22 protein-coding genes are annotated in these 24,547 nt (G+C 70.5%); 13 read left to right on the plus strand and 9 right to left on the minus strand.

What is annotated here, in order from left to right:
* Positions 1 to 312 precede the first annotated feature (312 nt).
* Both AB0J42_RS34915 and AB0J42_RS34920 read right to left on the minus strand, forming a co-directional pair.
* A complete protein-coding gene (locus AB0J42_RS34915; RefSeq protein ID WP_364302258.1) occupies positions 313 to 1,182 on the minus strand; it encodes a MurR/RpiR family transcriptional regulator in 870 nt (289 codons plus the stop codon).
* A complete protein-coding gene (locus tag AB0J42_RS34920) occupies positions 1,167 to 2,597 on the minus strand; it encodes a glycoside hydrolase family 3 N-terminal domain-containing protein (RefSeq protein ID WP_364302260.1) in 1,431 nt (476 codons plus the stop codon). The genes AB0J42_RS34915 and AB0J42_RS34920 overlap by 16 nt, the downstream gene beginning before the upstream one ends.
* An 88-nt stretch (positions 2,598 to 2,685) precedes the next feature.
* Here AB0J42_RS34920 and AB0J42_RS34925 point away from each other — a divergent pair, with 88 nt between their 5' ends.
* Together AB0J42_RS34925 and AB0J42_RS34930 are read left to right on the plus strand one after the other, a co-directional pair.
* Positions 2,686 to 4,215 carry a family 10 glycosylhydrolase gene (locus AB0J42_RS34925; RefSeq protein ID WP_364302262.1) on the plus strand — a complete coding sequence of 510 codons (1,530 nt, stop codon included), beginning with the start codon at positions 2,686 to 2,688 and terminating at the stop codon, positions 4,213 to 4,215.
* Between the two features lie 4 nt (positions 4,216 to 4,219).
* The gene (locus AB0J42_RS34930; protein ID WP_364302264.1) at positions 4,220 to 5,341 is read left to right on the plus strand and encodes an anhydro-N-acetylmuramic acid kinase; all 1,122 of its coding nucleotides are present in this window, start codon (positions 4,220 to 4,222) and stop codon (positions 5,339 to 5,341) included.
* On the opposite strand, the gene AB0J42_RS34935 is transcribed toward AB0J42_RS34930, so the two are convergent.
* Positions 5,315 to 5,953, minus strand: coding sequence for an FHA domain-containing protein (locus AB0J42_RS34935; RefSeq protein WP_364302266.1), 639 nt, complete (start codon positions 5,951 to 5,953; stop codon positions 5,315 to 5,317). The genes AB0J42_RS34930 and AB0J42_RS34935 overlap by 27 nt on opposite strands.
* Before the next feature lie 181 nt (positions 5,954 to 6,134).
* Between AB0J42_RS34935 and AB0J42_RS34940 the strand changes: the two genes are divergently transcribed.
* The 4 genes from AB0J42_RS34940 (at position 6,135) to AB0J42_RS34955 (ending at position 9,983) form a co-directional block, all read left to right on the plus strand.
* Positions 6,135 to 7,256, plus strand: coding sequence for a citrate/2-methylcitrate synthase (locus tag AB0J42_RS34940; protein WP_364302268.1), 1,122 nt, complete (start codon positions 6,135 to 6,137; stop codon positions 7,254 to 7,256).
* A complete protein-coding gene (locus tag AB0J42_RS34945) occupies positions 7,253 to 7,558 on the plus strand; it encodes a DUF3017 domain-containing protein (protein WP_364302270.1) in 306 nt (101 codons plus the stop codon). The genes AB0J42_RS34940 and AB0J42_RS34945 overlap by 4 nt, the downstream gene beginning before the upstream one ends.
* A 50-nt stretch (positions 7,559 to 7,608) precedes the next feature.
* Positions 7,609 to 8,826, plus strand: a complete 1,218-nt coding sequence (locus tag AB0J42_RS34950) for an NADP-dependent isocitrate dehydrogenase (RefSeq protein ID WP_364302272.1) — start codon at positions 7,609 to 7,611, stop codon at positions 8,824 to 8,826.
* 155 nt (positions 8,827 to 8,981) lie between these two features.
* Positions 8,982 to 9,983, plus strand: a complete 1,002-nt coding sequence (locus AB0J42_RS34955) for a polysaccharide deacetylase family protein (protein WP_364302274.1) — start codon at positions 8,982 to 8,984, stop codon at positions 9,981 to 9,983.
* On the opposite strand, the gene AB0J42_RS34960 is transcribed toward AB0J42_RS34955, so the two are convergent.
* Both AB0J42_RS34960 and AB0J42_RS34965 read right to left on the minus strand, forming a co-directional pair.
* On the minus strand, positions 9,980 to 11,038 hold the full coding sequence (locus AB0J42_RS34960) for a hypothetical protein (RefSeq protein ID WP_364302276.1): 1,059 nt from the start codon (positions 11,036 to 11,038) through the stop codon (positions 9,980 to 9,982). The genes AB0J42_RS34955 and AB0J42_RS34960 overlap by 4 nt on opposite strands.
* The gene (locus tag AB0J42_RS34965; protein WP_364302278.1) at positions 11,035 to 12,555 is read right to left on the minus strand and encodes a hypothetical protein; all 1,521 of its coding nucleotides are present in this window, start codon (positions 12,553 to 12,555) and stop codon (positions 11,035 to 11,037) included. Before AB0J42_RS34965 ends, AB0J42_RS34960 begins: the two co-directional genes overlap by 4 nt.
* 299 nt (positions 12,556 to 12,854) lie before the next feature.
* Between AB0J42_RS34965 and AB0J42_RS34970 the strand changes: the two genes are divergently transcribed.
* The 3 genes from AB0J42_RS34970 to AB0J42_RS34980 all read left to right on the plus strand — a co-directional run bounded on the left by AB0J42_RS34970 (position 12,855) and on the right by AB0J42_RS34980 (position 16,495).
* The gene (locus AB0J42_RS34970; protein WP_364302280.1) at positions 12,855 to 13,352 is read left to right on the plus strand and encodes a hypothetical protein; all 498 of its coding nucleotides are present in this window, start codon (positions 12,855 to 12,857) and stop codon (positions 13,350 to 13,352) included.
* Positions 13,353 to 13,461: 109 nt separating this feature from the next.
* Positions 13,462 to 15,465, plus strand: a complete 2,004-nt coding sequence (locus AB0J42_RS34975) for a serine/threonine-protein kinase (RefSeq protein ID WP_364302282.1) — start codon at positions 13,462 to 13,464, stop codon at positions 15,463 to 15,465.
* Between the two features lie 55 nt (positions 15,466 to 15,520).
* Positions 15,521 to 16,495: a malate dehydrogenase gene (locus AB0J42_RS34980; protein ID WP_364302284.1), complete on the plus strand. Its 975-nt coding sequence runs from the start codon at positions 15,521 to 15,523 to the stop codon at positions 16,493 to 16,495.
* Positions 16,496 to 16,551: 56 nt separating this feature from the next.
* Here the strand turns inward: AB0J42_RS34980 and AB0J42_RS34985 are convergent, their stop codons facing one another.
* Both AB0J42_RS34985 and galE read right to left on the minus strand, forming a co-directional pair.
* Positions 16,552 to 16,683, minus strand: coding sequence for a hypothetical protein (locus AB0J42_RS34985; protein WP_364302286.1), 132 nt, complete (start codon positions 16,681 to 16,683; stop codon positions 16,552 to 16,554).
* Between the two features lie 59 nt (positions 16,684 to 16,742).
* Positions 16,743 to 17,690, minus strand: coding sequence for a UDP-glucose 4-epimerase GalE (gene galE, locus AB0J42_RS34990; RefSeq protein ID WP_364302288.1), 948 nt, complete (start codon positions 17,688 to 17,690; stop codon positions 16,743 to 16,745).
* Between the two features lie 86 nt (positions 17,691 to 17,776).
* On the opposite strand from galE, the gene AB0J42_RS34995 reads away from it, so the two are divergent.
* Complete coding sequence (locus tag AB0J42_RS34995) at positions 17,777 to 19,090, plus strand: hemolysin family protein (protein ID WP_364302290.1); 1,314 nt, start codon at positions 17,777 to 17,779, stop codon at positions 19,088 to 19,090.
* 14 nt (positions 19,091 to 19,104) lie between these two features.
* A complete protein-coding gene (trpS, locus tag AB0J42_RS35000; protein ID WP_364302293.1) occupies positions 19,105 to 20,109 on the plus strand; it encodes a tryptophan--tRNA ligase in 1,005 nt (334 codons plus the stop codon).
* A 951-nt stretch (positions 20,110 to 21,060) separates the two neighbouring features.
* On the opposite strand, the gene AB0J42_RS35005 is transcribed toward trpS, so the two are convergent.
* Positions 21,061 to 21,762 (minus strand): helix-turn-helix domain-containing protein, encoded by a 702-nt coding sequence (locus tag AB0J42_RS35005; RefSeq protein ID WP_364302295.1) that lies wholly within the window; start codon positions 21,760 to 21,762, stop codon positions 21,061 to 21,063.
* Between the two features lie 83 nt (positions 21,763 to 21,845).
* On the opposite strand from AB0J42_RS35005, the gene AB0J42_RS35010 reads away from it, so the two are divergent.
* Together AB0J42_RS35010 and AB0J42_RS35015 are read left to right on the plus strand one after the other, a co-directional pair.
* Entirely contained in the window at positions 21,846 to 22,262 is a 417-nt protein-coding gene (locus AB0J42_RS35010; RefSeq protein ID WP_364302297.1) for a hypothetical protein, read from the plus strand.
* 154 nt (positions 22,263 to 22,416) lie between these two features.
* Positions 22,417 to 23,361: a YihY/virulence factor BrkB family protein gene (locus AB0J42_RS35015; RefSeq protein WP_364302299.1), complete on the plus strand. Its 945-nt coding sequence runs from the start codon at positions 22,417 to 22,419 to the stop codon at positions 23,359 to 23,361.
* Here the strand turns inward: AB0J42_RS35015 and AB0J42_RS35020 are convergent.
* Positions 23,356 to 24,459 (minus strand): D-alanyl-D-alanine carboxypeptidase, encoded by a 1,104-nt coding sequence (locus AB0J42_RS35020; protein ID WP_364302301.1) that lies wholly within the window; start codon positions 24,457 to 24,459, stop codon positions 23,356 to 23,358. The genes AB0J42_RS35015 and AB0J42_RS35020 overlap by 6 nt on opposite strands.
* Positions 24,460 to 24,547 lie beyond the last annotated feature (88 nt).

Genomic DNA, 24,547 nt, shown 5'->3' on the forward strand with positions numbered 1-24,547 from the left:
ATGATCCGGCCTTGGCACCCGTCACCGAGGCCGCCTAAGATCCACCCACGGCACCTACCTCGTCGAGCTTTTTACACCGCTCCGAGGACGCGACCTGACGGCCCGTAGAGGCCAGTGAAGCGACATGCTCGGCCCCGGCCTTCCGTTGCCTCGGACGGAACTCGCCTCACGCACGGGGTCCAGGGGCGGGAGCCCCTGGCCAGGGGGTGTGGGGGAGCTCGGCTCCCCCACAGAGCACAGCCCGAGCAGGGGCCGCGCGGAGCGCGTCTGCGGCGAGGTCCATGCTTTACAACGGGCAGCCCGGGAAAAGGGTCAGGAGCGTTGACGGTAGCGGTCGGTGGCTTGGCGGGTGGCGCGGATGGCGGCGTCGGCCCGGTCGTAGGTCCGCTGCGCCAGCCCCACGAAGATGCAGTCCACGATCAGCAGCTGACTGATCCGGCTGGCCAGCGCCCCAGGACGGAACGCGGTCTCCCGCCCGGCCGACACCAGCGTGTGGTGAGCCAGCTCGGCCAGGGACGAGCGCGGATTGTTCGTGATGGCCACCACCAGCGCCCCCGTCTCCGCCGCCGTACGGGCCGGCATGAGCACGTCAGGAGTTTCACCGCTGCAGCTGATCGCCACCGCCACGTCCCCGGACCCGAGCAGGGCGGCGCTGGTCAGCGCCAGGTGGGCGTCGCTGAACGGGTGGCTCGACAGCCCGATCCGCAGCAGCTTCTGCGACATGTCCGCGGCGACCAGCCCGGACGCGGCGACGCCGTAGACGTCGACCCGGCGGGCGGCGACGATGGCGGTAACGACCTCGTCGAGCTGGTCGGGGTCGAGCTGGGCGGCGGTGTCGGCGAGGGCTTCGGACTCGGCGCGGGCGACTTTGGCGATGACGTCGGTGAGCGGGTCGTCGGGCGCCAGGTCGCCGGGGACGAGGCGTTCGGGTTCTTTGGCGACGGCGGCGGCGAGGGCGAAGCGCAGCTGGGAGTAGCCGGTGAAGCCGAGCGCTCGGGCGGTGCGGACGATCGTCGCCTCGCTGGTGCCGGACACGGTGCTGAATTCGGTGATGGTGCTGCGCACGACGAGGCCGGGGTCGTCGAGGATGATGCGGGCGATGGCCTGGGCGGCGGGGGTGAGCGACGGCAGGACGGCGCGGACCGCGGCGACGGGGTTGGCGTCCGTCACGATGTCAGCCATTCCGCCGCTGCCTGGGCGGACACGCGGGAGATGCCGTGGGTCGCCACGTGGGCGGCGCCGGTGGGTTCGGCCGGGATGCCGGTGTCGATGACGATCACGTCGGGGCGTTCCCGTACGGCCTGGTCGATGCGTTCGCGTACCCAGGAGTGGCGGGCGGCGTCGTGCACGACGAGGACGGCGGGGCCGGTGCCGAGCGGCGGGAGCGCGGCGCCGGGTTCCAGCTGGACGCGGCGGGTGCCGGGCAGGACGGCGGCGAGGGCGGCGGTGACGCCGGTCGGGGTGGCGGGGTCGACGGCCTGGCTGTGGCGGGTGTTGACCTCGACGACGAGCGGCGGGCCGGTGAGTCTGGCGGTGCCGGTGACGGTGAGGGCGGCGCGGGCGGCTTCGAGGCCGGCGGGGTCGTCGGGTTCGGCGAGGGCCTTGTCGCGGAGCGGGGCCTGGGCGGCGTGCCAGGCGGAGAGGGCGCGGACGCGGGCGGCGGCTTCGGCGAGGCGTTCCTCGGGGAGTGTGCCGTCGCGGACGGCGCCGATGATGGCGTCGCGGATCGCGTAGAGGCCGTCTTCGGTGACGAGGCCGGCGCAGATGGCGTCGGCGCCGGCGGCGAGGGCGCGTACGGCGATCTCGCCGGGGTCGAACACGGCGGCCACCGCCCGCATCTCGATGGCGTCCGTGACCAGCATGCCGTCGAAGCCGAGCTCGCCCCTCAGGAGCTCGGTCAGGGCGGCGCGGCTGAGTGTCGCGGGCAGGTCCGGGTCGAGGGCGGGGACGAGCAGGTGGCCGCACATGATCGACCGGACGCCGGCGTCGATGGCGGCGCGGAAGGGCGGCAGGTCGCGTTCGGTGAGCAGGTCGCGGGTGGCGTGCACGGTGGGCAGCGCCAGGTGGGAGTCGGTGGTGGTGTCGCCGTGGCCGGGGAAGTGTTTGGCGCAGGCGGCGACGCCGGCGCCTTGGAGGCCGGTCACGAAGGCGGCGGTGTGGCGGGCGACGAGGGCGGGGTCGGGGCCGAAGGAGCGGACGCCGATGACGGGGTTGGCGGGGTTGGCGTTGACGTCGGCGGTGGGTGCGTAGTCGAGGGTGACGCCGGCGGCGGCGAGCATGCGGCCGAGCCGGCGGCCGACGCGTCCGGTGAGTTCGACGTCGTCGATCACGCCGAGCGCCCGGTTGCCGGGCACGGAGCTGCCGGTCTCGACTTCGAAGCGGGTGACGGTGCCGCCTTCCTCGTCGACGGCGACGATCGCGTCCGGGCTCCGTTCGCGGATCTGCCGGGCGGCGAGGTCGAGCGGGTGGTTGCGGGCGAAGAGCACGACGCCGCCGAGGCCCTGGTCGAGTGCCCCGCGCATCCAGTCGGGAAGGGAGGCTCCCGCGTACCCTGGCTGGAGCACGGTCATGGCCAGCCGGGACAGGTCAAGGGTCATTCGGCATTTTCCTTCACGGTTGTTGATCTGAAGGTAATTTTCTGTCATCGTCGCCCTCGACACAACCGCTTCCGGGAGGCCACCCCCCATGCCTAGCCGCAGGACTCTCCTGAAGGGGCTCGCCGTCGCCGCCGCCGCGACCGCCGTCCCGTTGCCCGCTTTCGCCTCGACCGAGTACGTTCCCCCGCTCCGCCAGATGCGCGGCATGTGGATCGCGTCCGTCGTGAACATCAACTGGCCCTCCCGGCAGGGCCTCAGCGTCGAGGAGCAGCAGGCCGAGTACCTGGCCTGGCTCGACGTGGCCGAGCAGCGCAAGCTCAACTCGGTGTTCGTGCAGATCAGGCCGACCGCCGACGCGTTCTGGCCGTCGCCGTACGAGCCGTGGTCGCACTGGCTCACCGGCGAGCAGGGCAAGGACCCCGGCTACGACCCGCTCGGCTTCGCCGTCAGGGAGACCCACAGGCGCGGCCTGGCCTTCCACGCCTGGTTCAACCCGTACCGGGTGTCGATGCAGGCGGACCCGGAGCAACTGCACCCCGACCACCCCGGCCGCAAGAACCCCCACTGGATCGTCTCGTACGGCGGGAAGCTCTACTACAACCCCGGCATCCCCGAGGTGCGGAAGTTCTGCCAGGACGCGATGCTCGACGCGCTCAAGCGGTACGACCTCGACGGCCTGCACTTCGACGACTACTTCTACCCGACCAACTCCACCGACTTCGACGACGCCGAGCAGTTCGCCGAGCACGGCGCGGGCTTCCCCGACCTGGCCGCCTGGCGCCGCCACAACGTCGACCTGATGGTCTCGGAGATGCAGCAGCGGGTCCGCGAGATCAAGCCGGAGGTCGCCTGGGGCATCAGCCCGTCGGGCATCTGGCGCAACAAGGGCACCGATCCGCTCGGCTCCGACACCAACGGCGGTCAGTCGTACGACAACCTGCACGCCGACACCCGCGGCTGGGTGAAGAAGGGCTGGCTCGACTACATCGCGCCGCAGCTCTACTGGTACATCGGCCAGCCGCCGGCAGACTACGGCAAGCTCGTGCCCTGGTGGTCGGACGTGGCCGCCGGGACGGGGACGCTGCTCTGGATCGGGCAGGCCGCCTACAAGGCGGGCGACCCGGCGCAGGCGGCCGAGTGGCAGGACCCGAAGGAGCTGTCCGACCATCTGACGCTCAACCGCGACCACCCGGAGATCGGCGGCGACATCTGGTACAACGCCAACGACCTGCGCCAGGACCGGATCGGGTCGGTGAGCACGGCCGTCGCCGACCACTACACCCGCCCCGCGCTCGCGCCGGTGCTGCCGCGGCTGGCCAAGGGCCGGGCGCCGCAGCGTCCCGTGCTGGCGTACGCGCTGCGCATGCGCGGCGGGGTCGAGGTGCGGGCGGTGGCGACCGGCCGGGAGGAGCCGTTCCAGTTCGCGATCTTCCGCTCGCCGAAGAAGCTGCCGGACTCGGCGTTCGGCGACGCGCGTCACCTGGTGGCGGTCGTCCCCGGCGACCGGCAGGTGCGCTGGCACGACCCCGACGGCAAACGCGGCGACCACTACTACGTGGTCGCGGTCGACCGGGCCAACCGGACCAGCCCGCCCAGCAACCCCTTCCGGGTGATCTGAGCGCATGCGGGTTCTCGGTCTCCTCTCGGGTACGTCCCACGACGGCATCGACAGCGCCGTGGTGGACTGGACGCTCGACGACGGCCTGCTCACCGGCAGGATCGAGCACGTGGGGGAGCGCCCCTACGAGCCGGGGCTGAGGGCCCGCATCCTGGCCGCGCTGCCGCCCCACCAGGTCGGCCTGGGCGAGGTGTGCGCCCTGGACACGCTGATCGGGCAGGCGTTCGCCGAGGCGGCGGCCGCGGCGCCGCCGTGCGAGCTGATCTGCTCGCACGGCCAGACCCTGTTCCACTGGGTGGAGGACGGCCGGGTGCGCGGCACGCTCCAGCTCGGCCAGCCGGCCTGGATCGCCGAGCGCACCGGAGTCCCGGTGGTGTCAGACGTACGGTCGCGCGACGTGGCCGCCGGAGGGCAGGGCGCGCCCCTGGTGTCCTACCTCGACCTGCTGCTCCTGGCGGGGCTGCCGGGCCGTGCCGGGGCGCTCAACCTGGGCGGCATCGCCAACCTCACCGTCGGCGATCCGCCGCTGGCCTACGACACCGGGCCCGGCTGCGCGCTGATCGACGCCGCCGCCCCGCCGTACGACGCCGGCGGCGCGCTGGCGGCGGCGGGCACCGTCGACCGGGGCCTGCTGGACCGGCTGCTCGCCGACCCCTACTACCGGCGCGAGCCGCCGAAGACGACCGGCAAGGAGCTGTTCACGCCCGAATACGTGCGGGCGGAGCTGCCCCTGCCGGACCTGGTGGCGACGCTGACCGCGCTCACCGCCGAGACCGTCGCCGCGGAGATCCGCCGCCACCGGCTCGACACCGTGATCGTGTCCGGCGGCGGCGCGCGGAACCCGGCGCTTATGGGCATGCTGCGCACCCGAGCGGCGCCGGCCACGTTCGTGACCAGCGACGAACTCGGTGTGCCGGCCGACAGCAAGGAGGCGATCGCCTTCTCGCTGTTCGGCTGGCTCACCGCGCACGGTCTCGCGGCGACCGTGCCCAGGTGCACGGGCGCGTCGGGCGCCCGGATCCTGGGCACGATCACGCCGGGTTCCGGTCCGTTGGCGCTGCCGGAACCCCTCGCCGAAGCTCCGGTCGCGATCCGGTTCTCAGGAAGCCCTGCGGCCGGCCGCTGACGTCTCCGAAGCTCCCGACCGTTGTGGGGGGACCACAGGGGTCGGGCGCACCAGGCCCAGTGCGACGACCTCGTTGGCCAGGCGCGTGCGCCGGTTGGTGCCCTCCGGGATCCTGAACTTCTGGTACAGCCGCAGCAGATGCTGCTTGACCGCGGCCTCGGTCACGACCAGATCGTCGGCGATCTCCCGCGCGGTCGCGGGAGCGACGAACGCCTCGTCCGACAGCGCCGGCCTGCAGAGCGAGGTGAGCACGTCGACCTCGCGCCTGGTCAGCTCGGGCGCCGCCGCCCTGCGGAGCTCGACCTCGGGGGCGAAGTCCTCTCGGGGGACTCCGCCGACGCGGCCTCGCGCGGCTCCGAAGGAGACGACGTCGCCGTCGTCGAGCACCCTCCGGGCGATCGGCCTGCCGTTCACCCGTGTGCCGTTGCGGGACAGGCCCAGGTCAACGACGTACAGGTATGGCCCTCGCCTGACGAATTCGGCATGGAGCCGAGAGACGCTGGGATCGGTGAGCCGGATGTCGACACCGCGGCCCCTTCCGACCGTCGTGATCTCGGGGCGCAACGGGATCACCTCGCCAGTGTCCTCGATGCGTATGAACGGCCCCTCCACGGCAGTTCCTCCCCAGGTAGCCCGCCGTAACTCTTACTACAGCTCCGGCTTACCCAAACGCGGGGATGCGGAATCTCCTTTACCGAAAGCAGAATCGCTCGTGAAATTGGTCTGGACCTCTGCGGCCGGTTTTGCCAGCTCACGGGTAGACTGCGCGGCAAGATAAGCGGAGGAACCACACATGGCGGACAAGCCCACCAAAGGCCTGGCTGACGTCGTCGCCGCGTCCACAGCGCTCAGCGACATCGACGGAAAAGCCGGTCGGCTGTTCTACCGGGGATACGACATCCACGACCTGGCCGGCCGCGCGACCTTCGAGGAGACCGCGTACCTGCTGCAACGAGGCAAGCTGCCCGACCGCGCCGAGCTCCAGGAGTACGGCGACGAACTGGTGCGCGGACGGGAGCTCGGGGCGCTCGTCTCGGCGAACATCTCCGAGATCGCCGAGAGGCAGAAACCGATGGAGGCGCTGCGCAGCTACGTGTCGCTGGCCGGCGCCGACGACCCCGACAAGGACTCCAACGACGGTGAGGCGAACCTGCGCAAGGCCGCCCGCCTGACCGCGCAGCAGCCCCTGCTGGTGGCCCGCTACCACGCCGCCCGCACCGGCGCCGCCATCGCCGACCCGGACCCGTCGCTGAGCACCGCGGCCAACTTCCTGCTGCAGATCACCGGGCGCACCCCCGAGCAGCGCGAGGTGGAGATCTTCGACACCTGCCTGGTGCTCCACGCCGACCACACGATGAACGCCTCCACGTTCGCCGCCCGCGTCTGCGCCGCGACCCTGTCCGACATGCACTCCGCCATCGTCGCCGCCATCGGCACTCTCAAGGGCCCGCTGCACGGCGGCGCCAACGAGCAGGTCATGAAGACCCTGGAGTCGATCTCGCCCACCGGCGTCGCCCAGGCGGTCCGCGACAAGCTCGCCGCCGGCGAGAAGATCATGGGCTTCGGACACCGCGTCTACAAGACCGAGGACCCGCGCGCGACCCACCTGCGCCGCATGTCGCAGGAACTGGCCGAGGCCCGCGGGGACGACACGTACTATCGGATGTCCAAGGAGATGGAGGAGGTCGTCTTCGAGGAGAAGGGCCTCTACCCGAACGTCGATTTCTACGCCGCGACGGTTTACCACTACCTTGGCATTCCGACCGACCTGTTCACTCCCGTGTTCTCGATCAGCCGCATGTCCGGCTGGACGGCACACGTGATCGAGCAGCACGCCGACAACCGCCTGATCCGCCCGGACAGCGAGTACATCGGCGAGACCGACCAGAAGTGGAAGCCGATCGACGAGCGATGAGCCTGCGTGACGACGCCGAACGCGAGGGCTGGGGACCGTACCCGCTGATAGTTGCGGGTGCGGCCGTCGCGGTGGCGCTGGCGTTCCTGATGGATCCGCGCTGGGGAGGGTTCACCCTGGGCGGAGTCGTCATGATAGGAGCGGCCCTGCGCTTCTCCGGATACGGCGGGCTCCTCGCGGTGCGCAGCCGCAAGGCGGACGCGATCACACTCGGCCTGGCCGGGTTCCTGCTGGTGCTGACCTCGCTGCTGCTCGACAACCAGCAGGCGAAGGACCTGATCGAGTCCCTTTTCTCCCGCTGACAGGCGTCCGATAGCCTCAACGCATCCATTCATGAAGGGGAACCGTTCGCATGCCCAAGATCAAGGTGGAGGGGCCCGTCGTCGAGCTTGACGGCGACGAGATGACCCGGATCATCTGGCAGTTCATCAAGGACCAGCTGATCCTTCCCTACCTCGACATCGACCTGAAGTACTACGACCTCGGCATCGAGCACCGCGATGCCACCGACGACCAGGTCACCATTGACGCCGCCAACGCCATCAGGAAGTACGGCGTGGGCGTCAAGTGCGCCACCATCACCCCTGACGAGGCGCGCGTCGAGGAGTTCGGCCTCAAGCAGATGTGGAAGTCCCCGAACGGGACGATCCGTAACATCCTCGGCGGTGTCATCTTCCGCGAGCCGATCATCATGTCCAACGTGCCGCGGCTCGTACCCGGCTGGAAGAAGCCGATCGTCGTCGGCCGTCACGCCTTCGGCGACCAGTACCGCGCCACCGACCTGAAGATCCCGGGCGAGGGCACGCTCACGCTCACCTTCACCCCGAAGGACGGCTCCGAGCCGATCGAGCTGGACGTGTACGACTTCCCGGGCTCGGGTGTCGCGATGGCCATGTACAACCTGGACGAGTCGATCCGCGACTTCGCCCGCGCCTCCATGCGCTACGGCCTGGCCCGCAACTACCCGGTCTACCTGTCGACGAAGAACACGATCATGAAGGCCTACGACGGGCGCTTCAAGGACATCTTCGCCGAGGTCTACGAGACCGAGTTCAAGGACGAGTTCGAGAAGGCCGGTCTCACCTACGAGCACCGCCTGATCGACGACATGGTGGCCGCCGCGCTCAAGTGGGAGGGCGGCTACGTCTGGGCGTGCAAGAACTACGACGGCGACGTCCAGTCCGACACCGTGGCGCAGGGCTTCGGCTCGCTCGGCCTGATGACCTCCGTCCTCATGACGCCCGACGGCCGCACCGTCGAGGCCGAGGCGGCGCACGGCACCGTGACCCGCCACTACCGCCAGCACCAGCAGGGCAAGCCCACCTCCACCAACCCGATCGCCTCGATCTTCGCGTGGACCCGTGGCCTGGCCCACCGCGGCAAGCTCGACAACACCCCCGCGGTGACCGAGTTCGCCAACAAGCTGGAGCAGGTCTGCATCGAGACCGTCGAGGGCGGCCAGATGACCAAGGACCTGGCGCTCCTGGTCGGCGGCGACGCCAAGTGGCTGACGACCCAGGAGTTCCTCGCCGCGCTGGACGAGAACCTGAAGAAGAAGATGGCCGCCTGATCGCCGTCTCACACGTGAAGGGCCGCCCCAGGGCGGCCCTTTCCGCTTCCTGGACGATCTCTTGGTACGCCGCGGTTGATCAGCAGGGTAAGAGCCCTCCATAACAGTCGTGCACGTCTCGGGGGGTTCGAATGCGACTGCGTTTCATCAGTGGCGTGGGTGTGGTCGCGGTCGCCGTGATCGTCTCGGGGTGCGGCTCCGAGCCGGTCGCCCAGGTCAAGGACGTCGCGGCGGACGCGGCCGCCAAGCAGAAGCAGGCCAGGGCCGCGCAGGAGAAGGCGGCGGCCCGGGTCAAGGCGAACGAGCTGGGCCAGATCCCGGTCCTCATGTACCACCGGATCGTCGACAAGCCGGCGACCACCGACGACCGCACTCCGGCGCAGTTCCGCACCGAGCTCGAACGGCTGGCCAAGGAGAACTACGTCCCGGTCACCGCCGCCGAGTTCGTCACCGGGAAGATCGACATCCCGGCCGGCAAGCACCCGGTGGTGCTGACCTTCGACGACTCCTCGCCCTCTCAGCTCACGCTGGACGCGATGGGCACGCCCAAGGCGAACACCGCGGTCGCCATCCTGCGCGAGGTGGCGGCCAGGCACTCCGGCTTCCGCCCGGTCGCGACCTTCTACATCACCCGCGACATGTTCGGCAAGCACGTGCGCGAGGAGCAGGCGCAGACCCTGCTCTGGCTCAAGTCGAACGGCTTCGACCTGGGCAACCACACCCGCGACCACCACAACCTGCGCTCTCGTACGCACGCGCAGGTGCAGGAGCAGATCGGCTCGATCGGCAAGACGATCAACGACCTGGCCGGGGTCAAGCCGGTGACGATCGCGCTCCCGTACGGGGTGCAGCCGCGCAAGAAGGAGTGGGCGGCGCGCGGCAAGGGCTACCAGCACCAGGGCGTGTTCCTGGCCGGTTACACCCCGGCGGCGTCGCCGTTCAGCAAGTCGTTCGACCCGCTGGGCATCCCCCGCATCAGGGCGATGGACAAGAAGGGCGACTGCGCGCAGTTCTGCTCGACGGCCTGGCTCGACTGGCTGAAGGCCAACCCCGACATGCGCTACACCTCCGACGGCGACCCGTCGACGGTCGCGTACCCGAAGTTCAAGAACCCGTTCCTGCGCGCCTCGTACAAGGCGAAGGCGCTGGTCTACTAGCGGGCCGACCCGATCCGCACGGAGAACTCCGCCGGGGCGAGCCAGTAGTCGGCGACCGGGGTCATGTCGACCCGCAGGTCCCGGGCCGCCCCGGTCTCCAGGTCCACCACGTGGTAGGAACTGCGCCGGTGACGGTCTTCGGCGCGGACCAGCAGGGCGTCCTCGCTTTCCCAGCGGACCAGGCCGTCCGCCTTCAGGCCCGCCGGGAGCCGTGGCACGACCGTGCGGAGCGTGCGCCCGGTGCGGGTGTCGGTGAGCAGGATGCCGGGGCTCACGACGTCGTGCGGGGCGATCTCCCTGGGCAGCGACGCCAGCGTGCGGGCCGACGGTGACGGCAGGCCGCGGGCCAGGTTGCCGGGCAGGGTGAAGCGCCGCACGGCCCGGCCGCCGGGGGAGTGGATCACGTACGCGGCGGACGTGGCGTGGCCGGGCCGGTCACGGGCGGGTTCCTCGGTCACCAGGGCGAGCCCCTCGGTGGTCCAGCCGGCGATCCGGGCGTCCTTCGGCAGGCGGTGGACGGTCCCGCGCCGGATGTCGACGATCATCGGGCGTTCCAGCACGAGCTCGCCGTCCTCGTCCACGCGGTCGTGCTGGACGAGGAGGTGGCGGCCGTCGAGGGAGAGCAGCGGCTGCTGGGCGCCGAACATCTCCCCGGCCGAGTCGCGCGCCTTGACCGGTAGCTTCGTGACCTCGCCGGTCGTCAGGTCCCTGGCGACGTACCTGCCTTCAAGGGGGTGGACGGCCACGGTGCCGTCGGCGGAGAGCACGAACGGGGCGCCGTCGCGGGCGCCCGGCAGCCACCACCGCTCGCCCGTCGCCGACACCAGGATGTAGTGCGTGCAGCCGTCGCTGTCGTCGTTGCAGTGCGGCTCGTACGCGTACCTGATGGGCGAGGCAGCGGGCCCGGTCAGCTCCGCCGCGGCCGGGGCGGAGGGGACCGGCGCCTTCGGCTCCGGGGTCAGGAACTCCACGGGCGGCTCGCCGTCGCCGCGGATCAGCCAGACCGCGGCCAGCAGCGCCGCCGCGGCCACGCAGAGCCGCCAGAGAACGCTCACGGGATCACCCCGAACACGCTGTCCTCCAGCTCCTTCCTGAGCCCCTTCATCGGGCTCGATCCGCCGGTGCGCGGGTCGAGCAGGTGGTACTCGCGGTCGTCGCCGGCGGGCACGATCAGCACGGCGAGCCTGCCCTTCACCGACCAGCCCACAGGTTCCGGCGGGGAGTGGTGACGGGGCAGCTTCGTCGCCGCCCGGCCGGTCACCCGGCCGGTGCGGGCGTCCATGGTGACGACCTCGCCGGCTCTGAGCATGACCACGGAGCGTCCGTCGGGGGTGGCCACGGCCGGGAGGGTGGGGTCGAACGGCGCCCGGCTGCGGACCCGGCCCTGCGGGTCCACGGTGATCAGCTCGGTGTCGGGCGAGCCGGGGAAGGCCGGGTGACCGGTGGTGCCGACCACGCCGTACGGGCCGAGCCCGAGCACCCGCCGGACGCCGGGCATCGCGGTCCTGACGCCGGTGCGGGTGTCGACGAACTCGGTCCCGGTGCCGGACACCAGCGCCGCGAAGCGGCCGTCGCGAGACAGGTGCGGCCGGGGGACGGCGCCGGCGGGCAGCGGCTCCGTGAGGTCGCGGGTGGTGCCCTCGGGGAGGTTCCGCACGACCAGGCGGCCAGTGACGGAGTCGAGGTAGGCGACGTGGTGGCCGTCGCCGCTGAGCGCCAGCGGCCCGGTCCGCCTGCCCCCGTCACCGGTGGCGAGCCGGGTGACGGCCCCGCCCAGCGTGAACTGGTGGGAGTGGTCCCACTCGTCGTCCGCCTCATGGCCCTCCGGCAGCGTGGCGAGCGTCCACTGGGACATCCGGCCGGGCGTCGCGTACAGGATCGGCGCCTCGTACGGCTCCATGAGCACCTGCTGCGGCGGCTCCTCCGGGACGGCGACGGCGGCGTTCCAGCCGGCCGCGAGGACGGGCGTGAGCAGCACGGCGCCGGCCGTCAGCCATCTCGGCGGCCGGTGCGCCGGGGTGGGCTGCACGGGGCCCTGCGCCAGGGACCAGGCCAGCAGCGGCACGAGCAGGTTGACGAGCGTGCGGTAGCCCTGCTCGTCGGGAGGCCAGTCGCCGCCCGGCGCCGACCAGATCGCCACGATCGTCCCGCCCGCCACCAGCAGGCGGGCCGAGCGGCAGCGCATCGCGAACTCCGCGGAGACCAGGTCGGCGGGCCCCGCGCGCAGCGCCCGCCGCCGCAGCCCCATGAGGAGCAGGCTCACGGTGAGCACCACGGCGAGCGTGAACACCGCCCAGCCGCGTTCGGCGAGGTCCACCTCCGCCTCGAACGAGCGGAACACGGAGGCCAGCGCGAGCGCGGCGGACACCACGGCGGCGAACACCCAGAGCCCGCCCGCGAACGGCGGCACCAGCCGGAAAGCGAGCGGACGCCCCAGAGGCCCGCCCCGGCGGGCCAGGAACATTTCGGCCACGGCGAAACCGCAGAACCATCCGGTGACCGGCCAGAAAGGGCCGACGGTGGATGATTTGTCGCCCAGCTGCGCGAACATGACGGCGAATCCGATGGCCATTCCGGTCCACATCGGACGCTGCGTGACATGCAGATAACGCAGAATCGCCGCGCCGTTGTACGGGGTGACGTCAACCTGGTATAAGCGCGAGAAATTGCCCAGTGTGTGCCGCGTAACCGGCTGGGCGAAGCCCCCCATCGCGACCGCGGCCGTGACCCCCAGGAACACCAGAAAAAGTATTAACCCCAAGAAATACCCCTCGTAGCCCTGGGAGAAAGTAGCAGAATGCTGATCAAGCTGACAGGGGTGCCCGAGTGATAACCGATGACGTGTGGGGCCGGCTGGATCAACGCGCCGGAATGGCCACCAGGCGCGAGCTCCGGTGGCTGCGCGCCGCGTTCCTGACGGTGGCGGCCGTGGCGCTGCTGGGGCTGGGCGCGTCGGTCAGCGGGCTGGCCGTGCCCGGACTGAGGCTCGACCGCATCGACCCCGAGCACGCCGTGTTCAACGACGAGGCCGGCCGGGTCCGGCACATGAGCGTGCGGCTCAACCACACGGTCGTCAACGACGGCTGGTTCCCCGCCACCGTCACCGGCGTGGGCCTGCGCGCTGACGGGGTCCGGCTCACCGGCGTCCAGGGCCCCGCCTTCCCCGTGACCATCGGGGCCGGCGAGAGGGTGCAGATGGCGCTCGACCTGGAGGTGATCGACTGCGACCGGGCCGCGGCGACGCTCCCCGAACAGGTCATCCGGGTGGAGCGCTGGTGGGGGAGCCAGAGCACCGCCCCCACCGGGCCGGACGGGCCCATATCCGAGTCGTACTGGGAGTTCGTCCTCGGGACGCTCTGCGACAGGTGAACCCGGCCGGGAATCGTGACGTCACGAACGGTTAACGGTTCTCTGGGAAGTTCCTCAACGTCGTAAAGTTTGCCTCGTCAGGCCTGGTTCGGACACATGGGGAAGTCGAATGCCGCAGATCTCGCCGCTCGTTGCCGGCGATCCCACCCAGCTGGGGTCGTTCCGGCTGACCGGAAGGATCGGCGAGGGCGGGCAGGGCATCGTCTTTCTCGGGGTCAACCAGCACGGCGAGCGGGCCGCCGTCAAATTGCTGCACGTGAAATTCAGCGGCGACAAGAGCGCCCGCTCCCGCTTCGCCCGCGAGCTGCGGGCCGCCAAACGGGTCGCGTCCTTCTGCACCGCCAGGGTGGTGGAGGCCGACCTCGACGGCGACACCCCGTACATCGCCAGCGAGTACATCGACGGGCGGGCGCTGCGCGACATCGTCGAGACCGACGGGCCGCTCACCGGCACCGCGCTCGACCGGCTGGCCATCGGCACCGCCACCGCGCTGACCGCCATCCACCACGCCTCGATCATCCACCGCGACCTCAAGCCCGACAACGTGCTCATCGCCGCCGACGGGCCGCGCGTGGTCGACTTCGGCATCGCCCGCATCATCGACTCGACCGGCACCATCACCAGCCGGGCCATCGGCACCCCCGCCTACATGGCGCCCGAGCAGATCGCCGGCGACGACATCGGGCCGTTCACCGACGTGTTCGCGTGGGGGGCGACGATAACGTTCGCGGCCACCGGGACGTCGGTGTTCGAGGGCAGCTCGATAGCGATCGTGCTCAACAAGATCCTCACCCACGAGGTGGACGTGGGCATGATGCCGGAGCCGCTGCGGAGCGTGGTGCGGGCGGCGCTGTCCAAGTCGCCCGCCGACCGGCCCTCCGCCGACCAGATCCTGCTCCGGCTGCTCGGGCAGCCGGAGACGGTGGGGGCGTCCACGGCACTGCTGACCCGGGGCAAGCAGGCGGCGGGGGACGACACCACCCCGTTCAGCCGCGTCTCGGTCACCGACCGTCCCGCCTCCGGCCCGGCGTCGGTCGTCACCGCTTTCCCGGCCGTCTCCGCCGCGCAGCCTCTCCAGGAGCACAAGGCTTCTGAGAGTACGGGCGCGCAGGGGCATGAGGATGCGGGCGCTTACGAGGTTTCCGGTGGTACGGGCGCGCACGGGGAAGACATCACCGGGGCGGGCTCGTACGAGATCGCCGGAGAGCAGCCGGACGGCGGGCCGCCTCCCGCGCCGGACCGGAAGCCGGGGCGGGCGAAGTGGTGGGTGGCGCTCGCCGCCGCGCTGGCCGTGATCGTGACCGTCGCCGTGGTGGCCGTGGTGAGGGGCTGGTCGCTGCCCTTCTGGCCCGGCGCCGCCGAGGTCCCCGAGGCGCCGCGGTCGGTGGCGGGCGTGGCCGAGAAGGTGGCCGGGACCGGGAAGATCGTCATCGGGGTCAAGGGCGACCTGCCGGGCGTCGGGCTGCGGAGCGGCGGCGGCTTCGAGGGGTTCGACGTCGACGTGGCCCGGAAGATCGCGGAGGGGCTGGGGGCGAAGGAGATCGAGTTCGTCGCGGTCTCCCCGGCCACCCGGGTGCGCGCGCTGTCCGAGGGCACGGTGGACATCGTGGTGGCGACGTACTCGATCGTGGACGACCCCGAGGTGACCTTCGCCGGCCCGTACTACCTCGCCCACCAGGACCTGCTGGTCCACAAGGGCGCCTTCGACTCGATCGGCGACCTGAAGGGCAAGAAGGTCTGCGCGGTCAACAGCCCGTCGGTGGGGGCCGTGCAGGACCGGGTGCGGGTCCGGCCGGTGCCCGCGAGCAACTACGCCGAGTGCATGGACATGCTGCTCGACGGCACCGTGGACGCGGTGCCAGGCGACGACGTCATCCTGGCCGGGTTCGCCGGGCGGGAGAACGTGCGCTTCCGCGTGCTCGGCGCCGCGCTCACCGACGAGCGCTACGGCGTCGGGCTGCGCCGCGGCGACGCGCGGACCTGCAAGGCGATCTCCGGCGTGGTCGCCGACCTCTATCGGAAGGGCGTGATCGAGCAGCTGTTCGCCAAGCATTTCGGCAACGTGGAGTTCAAGCCGGAGCTGAAGGTGCCCGCGATGGAACCCTGCGAATGACGACCAGATAGCATCCGAAAGTCAGCGAACCAGCTTGTGAGTGAGGGGAAAGGCCATGGCCACGCCCGTCAAGGTGACCGTCACCGGCGCTGCCGGACAGATCGGCTACGCGCTGCTGTTCCGCATCGCGTCGGGCCAGCTGCTGGGGCCGGACGTCCCGGTGAAGCTGAGCCTGCTGGAGATCCCCCAGGCGGTCAAGGCCGCCGAGGGCACCGCGATGGAGCTCGACGACTGCGCCTTCCCGCTGCTGTCCGGCATCGAGATCAGCGACGACCCGAACGTCGCGTTCGACGGCGCCAACGTCGCCCTCCTGGTCGGCGCCATGCCGCGGAAGGTCGGCATGGAGCGCGGCGACCTGCTGGGCGCCAACGGCGGCATCTTCGGACCGCAGGGCAAGGCCATCAACGACCACGCGGCCGACGACATCAAGGTGCTGGTCGTGGGCAACCCGGCCAACACCAACGCGCTCATCGCGCAGCGCCACGCCCCCGACGTGCCGGCCGAGCGGTTCACCGCGATGACCCGCCTCGACCACAACCGCGCGATCTCCCAGCTGGCGGCCAAGCTCCAGGTGCCGGTGACCGAGATCAAGAACATGACGATCTGGGGCAACCACTCCGCCACCCAGTACCCCGACCTGTTCCACACCGAGGTGGGCGGCAAGATCGCCGCCGAACTGGTCGACCAGGAGTGGCTGCGCGACACGTTCATCCCGACGGTCGCCAAGCGCGGCGCCGCCATCATCGAGGCCCGCGGCGCCTCCTCGGCGGCCTCGGCCGCCAACGCCGCGATCGACCACGTCTACGACTGGGTCAACGGCACCGAGTGGACGTCGGCCGCGGTCGTCTCCGACGGCTCCTACGGGGTGCCGGAGGGCCTGGTGTCGTCGTTCCCGGTGCGCGCGGTCGACGGCAAGTTCGAGATCATCCAGGGGCTGGAGATCGACCCGTTCTCCCGTGAGCGCATCGACGCCTCGGTGCGGGAGCTGGCGGAGGAGCGGGAAGCGGTCGAGGCTCTGGGCCTGATCTGATCCGTACGAGCTCGTACGAACCAAGAGGCGCGCGTCCGTGCAGGGCGCGCGCCTCGTCATTTGTCGGTAGAAGCGGGACAAGGGTCGGCGGGAGCGGCCGGCGGGGGTTCCGGGGTGGCGAACACCACCCCGGCGGCGGCCATCCCGCAGCCCATCATGACGACGACGCCGAAGAGCACCTTCGTCACCCTTGGTGAAAAGCTCCTCACATTTAGGTATCACAGCACATATTCGGCGTCGGTATGGGTCAAACGCCGGAAAGCGCCTCCCAGGCGTCCTTGACGATGTCCCGCAGCTCCGTCCGCTCCGGCTGCCAGCCCAGCTCGCGCTGGATCAGCTCCGACGAGGCCACCAGGACGGCCGGGTCGCCGGGGCGGCGCGGGCCGACGACAGCGGGGATCTCGTGGCCGGTGACCTCCCGGCAGACGTCGATCACCTCCCGCACCGAGAAGCCGGTGCCGTTGCCGAGGTTGTAGATCCGGTGCTCGCCCTCCCGGCACGCCTCCAGCGCCAGCAGGTGGGCCCTGGCCAGGTCGGCGACGTGGATGTAGTCGCGCACGCAGCTGCCGTCGGGCGTCGGGTAGTCGGTGCCGAACACGCTGACCGCCTCGCGCTCGCCGGTGGCCACCTTGAGCACGTTCGGGATGAGGTGGGTCTCGACCGTGTGCCGCTCGCGGTAGCGGCCGTAGGCGCCGGCCACGTTGAAGTAGCGCAGGCTCACCGCGCCCAGGCCGCGCAGCCCGGCGAAGGCCGTCAGCGCGGCGTCCACGGCGAGCTTGGTGGCGCCGTACGGGTTGGTCGGGCGCGTGGGGTCGCCCTCCCGGATCGGTGACCGCTCCGGCTCGCCGTACGTGGCCGCCGTCGAGGAGAACACGATCTTGCGCACGCCGCGCTCGTGCATCGCCTCCAGCAGGGCCAGGGTGCCGCCGAGGTTGTTCGCCCAGTAGAGCCCCGGCTTCTCCACCGACTCGCCGACCAGCGACTTGGCCGCGAAGTGCAGCACCGCGTCGACCCCGTCGAGCGCCGGCCCGGCGTCGGCGATCGACGCCTTCACGAACGACGCGCCGTCGGGCACCGCGTCCGCGTGGCCGGTGGACAGGTCGTCCAGCACGACGACGTCGTGGCCCGCCTCCACGAGCTGCGCCGCTACGACGCTGCCGACGTACCCCGCGCCGCCGGTGACCAGCAGCCTCATGTTGACTCCCGTTCGGATATGTTTGATTTTGTACGGCTTGCTGTTCAGCATACGCGGGAAGAGGCCCGTATACGCTGCCAACCACCATGTTTGACACCATCGCGGCCAACATCGCCGTGGTCCTGCTGTTCATCCTGGTCGGCGGCTTCTTCGCCGCCGCCGAGATAGCCATGGTCTCGCTGCGTGAGAGCCAGGTGCGCAAACTGGCCCAGCAGGGCCGCCGCGGCGAACGCGTCGCCAAGCTCGCCCGCGACCCCAACCGCTTCCTGTCCGCCGTGCAGATCGGGGTCACGGTCGCCACCATGCTCTCGGCCGCGTTCGGTGCCGACCGGCTCAGCGTGCAGCTCTCACCCGTGCTCGAACGCCGGGGCGTGCCCGAGGGCCTCGCCTCCGTGCTCGCGCTGGTGCTGGTCACCCTCGCCATCTCGTACGTCTCCCTCGTGCTCGGCGAGCTCGCCCCCAAACGCCTCGCCCTCCAGCGGGCCGAAGGCCTGTCGCTGGTCGTCGCCCCGTTCCTCGACCGGCTCGCCATGCTGTCGCGCCCGGTCATCTGGGCGCTGTCCAAATCCACCGACCTCGTCGTCCGGCTGCTCGGCGGCAACCCCAAAGCCGACCGGGAAGAGGTCACCACCGAAGAACTGCGCGACATGGTCGTCGGCCACGCCGAGCTCACCACCGACGAGCGCAACCTCATCGCCGAAGTCTTCGCCGCCGGCAAACGCCAGCTCCGCGAGGTCATGCTGCCGCGCACCGAGGTCGAGTTCATGGAGGCCGACACGCCGCTCGCCGAGGCGGCCGTGCTGGCCGCCGCGCTGCCGCACTCGCGCTTCCCCGTCTACCGCGAGACCTACGACGAGGTCATCGGCTTCGTGCACGTCAGAGACCTGCTCGACCCCGTGCTCACCGGCCGCACCGAACCGCTCAGCGAACTCGTGCCCATCCGGCCCGCCAAGTTCGTGCCCGCCTCCAAACGGCTGCTCACCACGCTCTCCGAGATGCGCGACGAAGGACAGCACATGTGCATCGTCATCGACGAGTACGGGGGCACCGCCGGCATCGTCACCATGGAGGATTTGGTTGAAGAGCTCATCGGTGACATCAGGGACGAGTACGACGTCGAGGACGAGTCCGTCATCCTGCCCGCCGGCATCAGAGAGATCGACGGGCTCACCAACCTCAACGACTTCGCCGACGAAACCGGCATCCGCCTGCCCGACGGCCCCTACGAGACACTGGCCGGCTTCGTCATGGCCATGCTCGGACACGTCCCCGACATCGGCGACGCCGTCGAAGTCCACGGCTTCGAACTCACCGTCACCGAACTCGACGGCCGCCGCATCGCCCGAGTCCGCGTGAAACGACTCCCCGTGATCGAGTCGCCGCCAGAAGCCGAGACCTGACACAATTGGTGGCTATGGCCAGACCTCGTGTTCTCTCCGGCATCCAGCCCACCGCGGACTCCTTCCACCTGGGCAACTACCTGGGTGCGGTTCGCCAGTGGGTCACGTTGCAGGAGACCCACGACGCCTTCTACTGCGTGGTGGACCTGCACGCGATCACCGTGCCCACCGAGCCCGCCGCGCTGCGCCGCCGCAGCCGCGTCGCCGCCGCCCAGCTCTTCGCCGCGGGGCTCGACCCGGAGCGCTCCACCGTGTTCGTGCAGTCCCACGTCCGTGAGCACACCGAGCTGGCCTGGGTCCTCACCTGCCTCACCGGCATGGGCGAGGCCGGGCGGATGACCCAGTTCAAGGACAAGTCCGCCAGGTTCGGGGAGAGCGCCGCCAGCGTCGGCCTGTTCACCTACCCGATCCTCCAGGCCGCCGACATCCTGCTCTACCAGGCCAACAGCGTCCCCGTCGGCGCCGACCAGAAGCAGCACCTGGAGCTCACCCGCGACCTCGGGCAGCGGTTCAACCACCGCTTCGGCGACACCTTCACCATCCCCGAGCCGTACATCCTGAAAGAGGTCGAGAAGATCACCGACCTCCAGGACCCGACCGCGAAGATGTCCAAGTCCTCCTCCAGCCCCGGCGGCATCCTCGACGTCCTCGAACAGCCCGGGCCGCTGCGCAAGAAGATCATGCGCGCCGTCACCGACACCGAGACGGAGATCCGCTTCGACGAGGAGAACAAGGCCGGCATCTCCAACCTGCTGCGCATCCAGTCCGCGCTGACCGGCACGCCCATCCCCGACCTGGTGGCCCGCTACGAGGGCCAGGGGTACGGGACCTTCAAGAAGGACGTCGCCGAAGCGGTCATCGAAACCTTCACCCCCATCCGCGAACGCACCGAGAAGCTGCTCGCCAACGAGGCGGAGCTGGACCGGATGCTGGCCGTGGGCGCCGAGCGGGCCCGCGCCGTCGCCCAGCGCACCATGGCCGAAGTCCGCGACCGGGTCGGCTTCCTCCCCGCCCACTAGCCCTCAGGCGAGCCCCAAACCCAAGGACTCCGCCTCCCAGCCGCTTTGCGGCACCGAAGCCTCAGGCGCCCTCCCGGGGGCGCCTACCGCGCAACGGGCTTCGCGGCCAGTCGCTCCGCGACGTACCAGCCACGCCTTCGGCGCAAAGGGCTTCGCCGTCAGCCGCTACGCGCCCCTGCGGCTCAGGCTGTTCTTCCTGGAACGCGCCTGCGGCGCGGCAGCAGCTTCGCTGTCCAGAACCCGCCTTCGGCGCAATGGACTTCGCCCTCAGTCGCTCCGCGACCCCCGGCTCAGACTGTGTCTCTGAGCGCGCCTGCGGCGCGAAAAGCCCGGCGCTTCGCGCCTGACAGCTCAGGCGTCTCCCACGTCCTTGACCGGAGCGCCACGCAAATGTCCTACAGACGCCGAGAGACGAACACGCCGGACCCCCACCGAGAAACCCCCCGTCGGCAACCACCACGCGCACTTTCCACAAGGGTCACGTCGGAAAGCGTCCGCGCACCTGGCTGGTCGCCACCGAAGCGGGACGCGAGGCGATGACAGCGCATCTCGACGCCCTCCACCGCGTAGCGAACGTCTCCACCGACCAGCCCTAGCAGCCGCAGAAACCTTCCACGAGATCCCAGGCTGCGCGACGGCATGCGCCTTCCCTGCACGGGCATCGAGCTTCCCCGCTGGGCGAAGGAGCACCGGCTCCTGTAGGAGGCCATCCCTCGGCGTCGAAAGCGCTTCGTAGTCAGTCGCGTCGCGGCCCTCCCCGTACGAACAGTTCCCGAGCAAATCCGCACGTCAAGGCAGGTAGTCGAGTCCTTCTCGCATGCGCACAGAGTCCTCAGACTTCAAATCTGCCGAAGGGTTGCCTTCAAATCTGCCGAAGATCACCCTTTGAACCTGCCGAAGATCAACCCCCGTCAACGACCATCGGCTGGTTCGTGGTGATGTGGCCGCTGGTCACGGGCGGCCTTCCGTCCCCGTGGGTTCGAGGCGGACGCAGCAGTGGTCGGGTCCCGGGGCGAGGCGGGCGCGATACCCGGTGGCCGAGAGGCCGTCGAGGACGCCGTCGAGCAGGTGCAGGTTCATGCCGCAGACCAGTTCGGTGAAGTCCTGGGCGAGGGCGTGGAAGGGACAGTTGCCGAGGAGCACCTCGCCGTCTTCGACGCGCGGCTCGAACCCGTACTCCTCCAGAAGACGCAGGACCGCGTCCTGGCCGGTCTGGTCGCCGTCCGGGCGCGCCGCCGAGCCGAACTCCCTGCCGACTTCGTACGCGCGCCGCACCAGCACCTCCTGAGGCGGCTCCCCGGAGCGTCCGGCCTCTTCCAGGGTGGCGGCGAGGAGGCGTCCGGCGAGGTCGTAGCGGCGCTCGGGGACGGAGACGGTGAGCTGGCGCGTCGACCGGCGATACAGCTTGGAGGGCCGGCCGGCGCCGGGGCCCGAGCGGCCGGTGCGGCGTTCGTAGACGACGTCGAGCAGGCCCGCGTCGGCGAGCCGGTCGAGGTGGAAGGCCGCGGTGGTCCGCGGGAGCTGGAGCGCCTCGGCGGCTTCGTCCCGGCTCACCGGTTGGGACTGGCGGACGACGTGGTCGTAGAGCCGGCGCCGGGTGGGCTCGTCGAGCGCCGCGACGGCGGAGACGCGTGTCTCCAGGGGCTCGCTCATGAATTCTAAAACCAATCATGCTTGACGAAAGAAAACTGCAGCGTTCTAATGCTAACGCAAGCCATTTTTAGAAGGAGATCATCATGGGCTCAGTCGCCTCCAAGGACAGCGCGACCCTGACCGACCCCGGCTACCAGGCGTTCCTCGTCCTGCGCACCGCCTTCACCGTCGCCCCGATCCTGTTCGGGCTCGACAAGTTCACGAACCTGCTCGTGGACTGGCCGACCTACCTCGCCCCCTGGATCGACGGCATCGTCCCCGGAACCGCCCAGCAGGCCATGTACGCCGTGGGCGTCGTCGAGATCCTGGCCGGGGTCGTCGTCGCGGTGGCGCCGCGGTTCGGCGGCCTGCTCGTGGCCGTCTGGCTGGCGGGGATCATCCTCAACCTGCTGACCGTCCCCGGCTACTTCGACGTCGCGCTGCGCGACTTCGGCCTCCTCCTCGCCGCCGTGGCGCTCGCCCGCCTGGCGGTCCGGTACGCACCGGCCAACCCCAGGTGAGGGTGCGCGCCAGGTAACTCTCAAGGTGAGCGTGCGCGCCGGGAAACCACAGGCGGGCGTAGGCGCCGGGCGACGTCAGATGGGTGTACGTGCGAGCCAGGCCGGATGCGGAAGCCGAGGGGTACACACGGCTCGGCCCGGGCAGGTCAGGGGCGTGAGGGCGAGCCTGACCGGGCGGATCCGGTCGATGAAGGACCGGGCCAGGCGGCTGGTGGAGGCGTGGCGGGTGCGCCGGCCGTCCGTCGATCACCTGATCAAGACCGTCCGGCGCTATCAGGCGCAGTCCGGGGACCGGCTGGCGGGCGGGGTGACGTACTTCGCGTTCCTGTCCTTCTTCCCGCTGATCGCGCTGGCGTTCGCGCTGCTGGGGTATGTGGTGACGGTCAGCGCGGAGGTGGCGGGGGCGCTGGAGGCGGCGATCGTGGAGCGGCTGCCCGGGCTGGCGGGGCAGCTGGACCTGGAGACTATCAAGGGGGCGAAGGCGACCGCGGGCCTGATCGGTCTGCTGGGCCTGCTGTATGCGGGGCTGGGGGCGGTGGACGCGCTGCGCGGGGCGCTGCGGGAGATCTGCATGATCGTGTCGCCGCCGCCCTCGTTCCTGCTGGGGAAGTTGCGCGACCTGGTCTCGCTGCTCCTGCTGGGGGTGACGCTGATCGTGTCGGTGCTGGTGGGCGGGCTGGCGACGACGGCGACGGCGGCGGTGGCGCATTTCCTGTTCGGTGACAGTTCGGCGGGGGTGACCGCGCTGACCGGGCTGGTGGGCGTGGTGGGCAGCCTCGCCGCCGACTGGGTGCTGTTCATGATCGCGCTGGGCTGGGTGGCCAGGCCGGATCAGCCGTTCCAGGTGCTGGCCAAGGGCGCGCTGCTCGGCGCGGTCGGGTTCGGGGTGCTGAAGCAGGTCGCCTCGCTGCTGCTCGCCTCGACGCTGCAGAACCCGATCTACGGCGCGTTCGCGGTCATGGTCGGACTGCTGCTGTGGATCAACTTCTCCACCCGGCTCGTCCTGTATGTGGCCGCGTGGACCGCCACGGCCGGGGGCGCGCCGCCGCCCTCGCCCTCGCCGCTGCCGTCGACGGGGAGGCCGGCGGGCGCGTTATGACCGGCGGCGCCTGCGGTGGATGCCGTATCCGAGCCAGGCCAGCCCGAACAGCAGCCCGCTGCCGATCACGATGGAGCCCATCGCGCGCGTGTTGTCGGTCTGCTCGGAGGCCGCCGCGTCGATCATCGGCTGCCGGCTGGGCGACGGGGTGGTGTCGGGTGTGGGGACGGGCGCGGCCTGCTGCTGGGGCGGCTCGTCGGGCAGCGGGTCGACGAGCTGCCCGACGGGCGTCGTCTTGCCCCGGGCGGCGAAGCCCCAGTCGAGCAGGTCCGCCACCTCGTCCCAGAAGTAGCCCTTGTGCTTCATGATGGACACGATGATCGTGTGGCCGTCGCGGGTGGCGGCGCCGACGAACGTGCTCTGGGCCTTCGACGTCCAGCCGTTCTTGATGCCGATCATGCCTTCGTAGCGCCAGAGCAGCTTGTTGTGGTTGCTGATCTCGTACCACTTCTTCGGCGCGGGGAACTTGGCCGTCTTGGTGCTCACGTAACGGCGGAAGTCGGCGTTGGACAGGCCCGCCCGGGCGATGAGGGCCAGGTCGTAGGCGGAGCTGGCCTGGCCGGGCTTGTCCAGGCCGCTGGGCGTCTTGGCGACGGTGTCGTTCGCCTGGAGCCGCTTGGCCTCGGCGTTCATGTCGGCCATGGTCTTGTCGAGGCCGCCGTTCGCCTCGGCCAGTGCCATGGCCGCGTCGTTGCCGGACGACATCATCAGGGCCCTGAACAGGTCCTCGACCGTGTAGATCTTCCTGGTCTGCAGGCCGACCGCGCTACCCTCCTGGTTGACGGCCTCCCGGCTCGGCTTGACCTTGAGCTTCTTGTCGAGCTTGGGGATGAGCGTGGCCGCGGTGAGCATCTTGAGCGTGCTCGCCGGGCGGTAGCGGCCGTGCGGGTCCTTCGCCGCGAGCACCTGGCCGGTCTCGTAGTCGGCGATCACGTACGAGGTCGCCTTGGTTTTCGGGGGTGCCTTGAACCCGCTCGGCTTGACGAGGCCGCGGCTGCCCAGCAGGTCACCGCCGACCGGCGGGGGAGTCGGGGATGCCTGTGCCGCCCCGACGAACGTCACCGCCGTGAAGATTGCCGTAATTGGCACCAGTTTCATCCACATCGCGGACTCAGCGTAGCTTCGTGTTGTGGCCCATGTGCCGACACATCCCCTGAAGATCCGCTGCAGACGCTAGAGAGATGGT

Source organism: Nonomuraea sp. NPDC049649 (assembly GCF_040675175.1).
In the GTDB taxonomy this organism is placed as follows: domain Bacteria; phylum Actinomycetota; class Actinomycetes; order Streptosporangiales; family Streptosporangiaceae; genus Nonomuraea.

Excerpts from the sequence above, each read along its gene's own strand:
- AB0J42_RS35020 (WP_364302301.1), bottom strand. The coding sequence starts at position 24,459 with ATGAAACTGGTGCCAATTACGGCAATCTTCACGGCGGTGACGTTCGTC.
- AB0J42_RS34995 (WP_364302290.1), top strand. The coding sequence starts at position 17,777 with ATGTTTGACACCATCGCGGCCAACATCGCCGTGGTCCTGCTGTTCATC.
- AB0J42_RS34930 (WP_364302264.1), top strand. The coding sequence starts at position 4,220 with ATGCGGGTTCTCGGTCTCCTCTCGGGTACGTCCCACGACGGCATCGAC.
- AB0J42_RS34965 (WP_364302278.1), bottom strand. The coding sequence starts at position 12,555 with ATGGCCATCGGATTCGCCGTCATGTTCGCGCAGCTGGGCGACAAATCA.
- galE (WP_364302288.1), bottom strand. The coding sequence starts at position 17,690 with ATGAGGCTGCTGGTCACCGGCGGCGCGGGGTACGTCGGCAGCGTCGTA.
- AB0J42_RS34950 (WP_364302272.1), top strand. The coding sequence starts at position 7,609 with ATGCCCAAGATCAAGGTGGAGGGGCCCGTCGTCGAGCTTGACGGCGAC.
- AB0J42_RS34970 (WP_364302280.1), top strand. The coding sequence starts at position 12,855 with ATGGCCACCAGGCGCGAGCTCCGGTGGCTGCGCGCCGCGTTCCTGACG.
- AB0J42_RS35005 (WP_364302295.1), bottom strand. The coding sequence starts at position 21,762 with ATGAGCGAGCCCCTGGAGACACGCGTCTCCGCCGTCGCGGCGCTCGAC.
- AB0J42_RS34920 (WP_364302260.1), bottom strand. The coding sequence starts at position 2,597 with ATGACCCTTGACCTGTCCCGGCTGGCCATGACCGTGCTCCAGCCAGGG.
- AB0J42_RS34945 (WP_364302270.1), top strand. The coding sequence starts at position 7,253 with ATGAGCCTGCGTGACGACGCCGAACGCGAGGGCTGGGGACCGTACCCG.
- AB0J42_RS34925 (WP_364302262.1), top strand. The coding sequence starts at position 2,686 with ATGCCTAGCCGCAGGACTCTCCTGAAGGGGCTCGCCGTCGCCGCCGCC.
- AB0J42_RS34975 (WP_364302282.1), top strand. The coding sequence starts at position 13,462 with ATGCCGCAGATCTCGCCGCTCGTTGCCGGCGATCCCACCCAGCTGGGG.
- AB0J42_RS34980 (WP_364302284.1), top strand. The coding sequence starts at position 15,521 with ATGGCCACGCCCGTCAAGGTGACCGTCACCGGCGCTGCCGGACAGATC.
- trpS (WP_364302293.1), top strand. The coding sequence starts at position 19,105 with ATGGCCAGACCTCGTGTTCTCTCCGGCATCCAGCCCACCGCGGACTCC.
- AB0J42_RS35010 (WP_364302297.1), top strand. The coding sequence starts at position 21,846 with ATGGGCTCAGTCGCCTCCAAGGACAGCGCGACCCTGACCGACCCCGGC.
- AB0J42_RS34940 (WP_364302268.1), top strand. The coding sequence starts at position 6,135 with ATGGCGGACAAGCCCACCAAAGGCCTGGCTGACGTCGTCGCCGCGTCC.
- AB0J42_RS34915 (WP_364302258.1), bottom strand. The coding sequence starts at position 1,182 with ATGGCTGACATCGTGACGGACGCCAACCCCGTCGCCGCGGTCCGCGCC.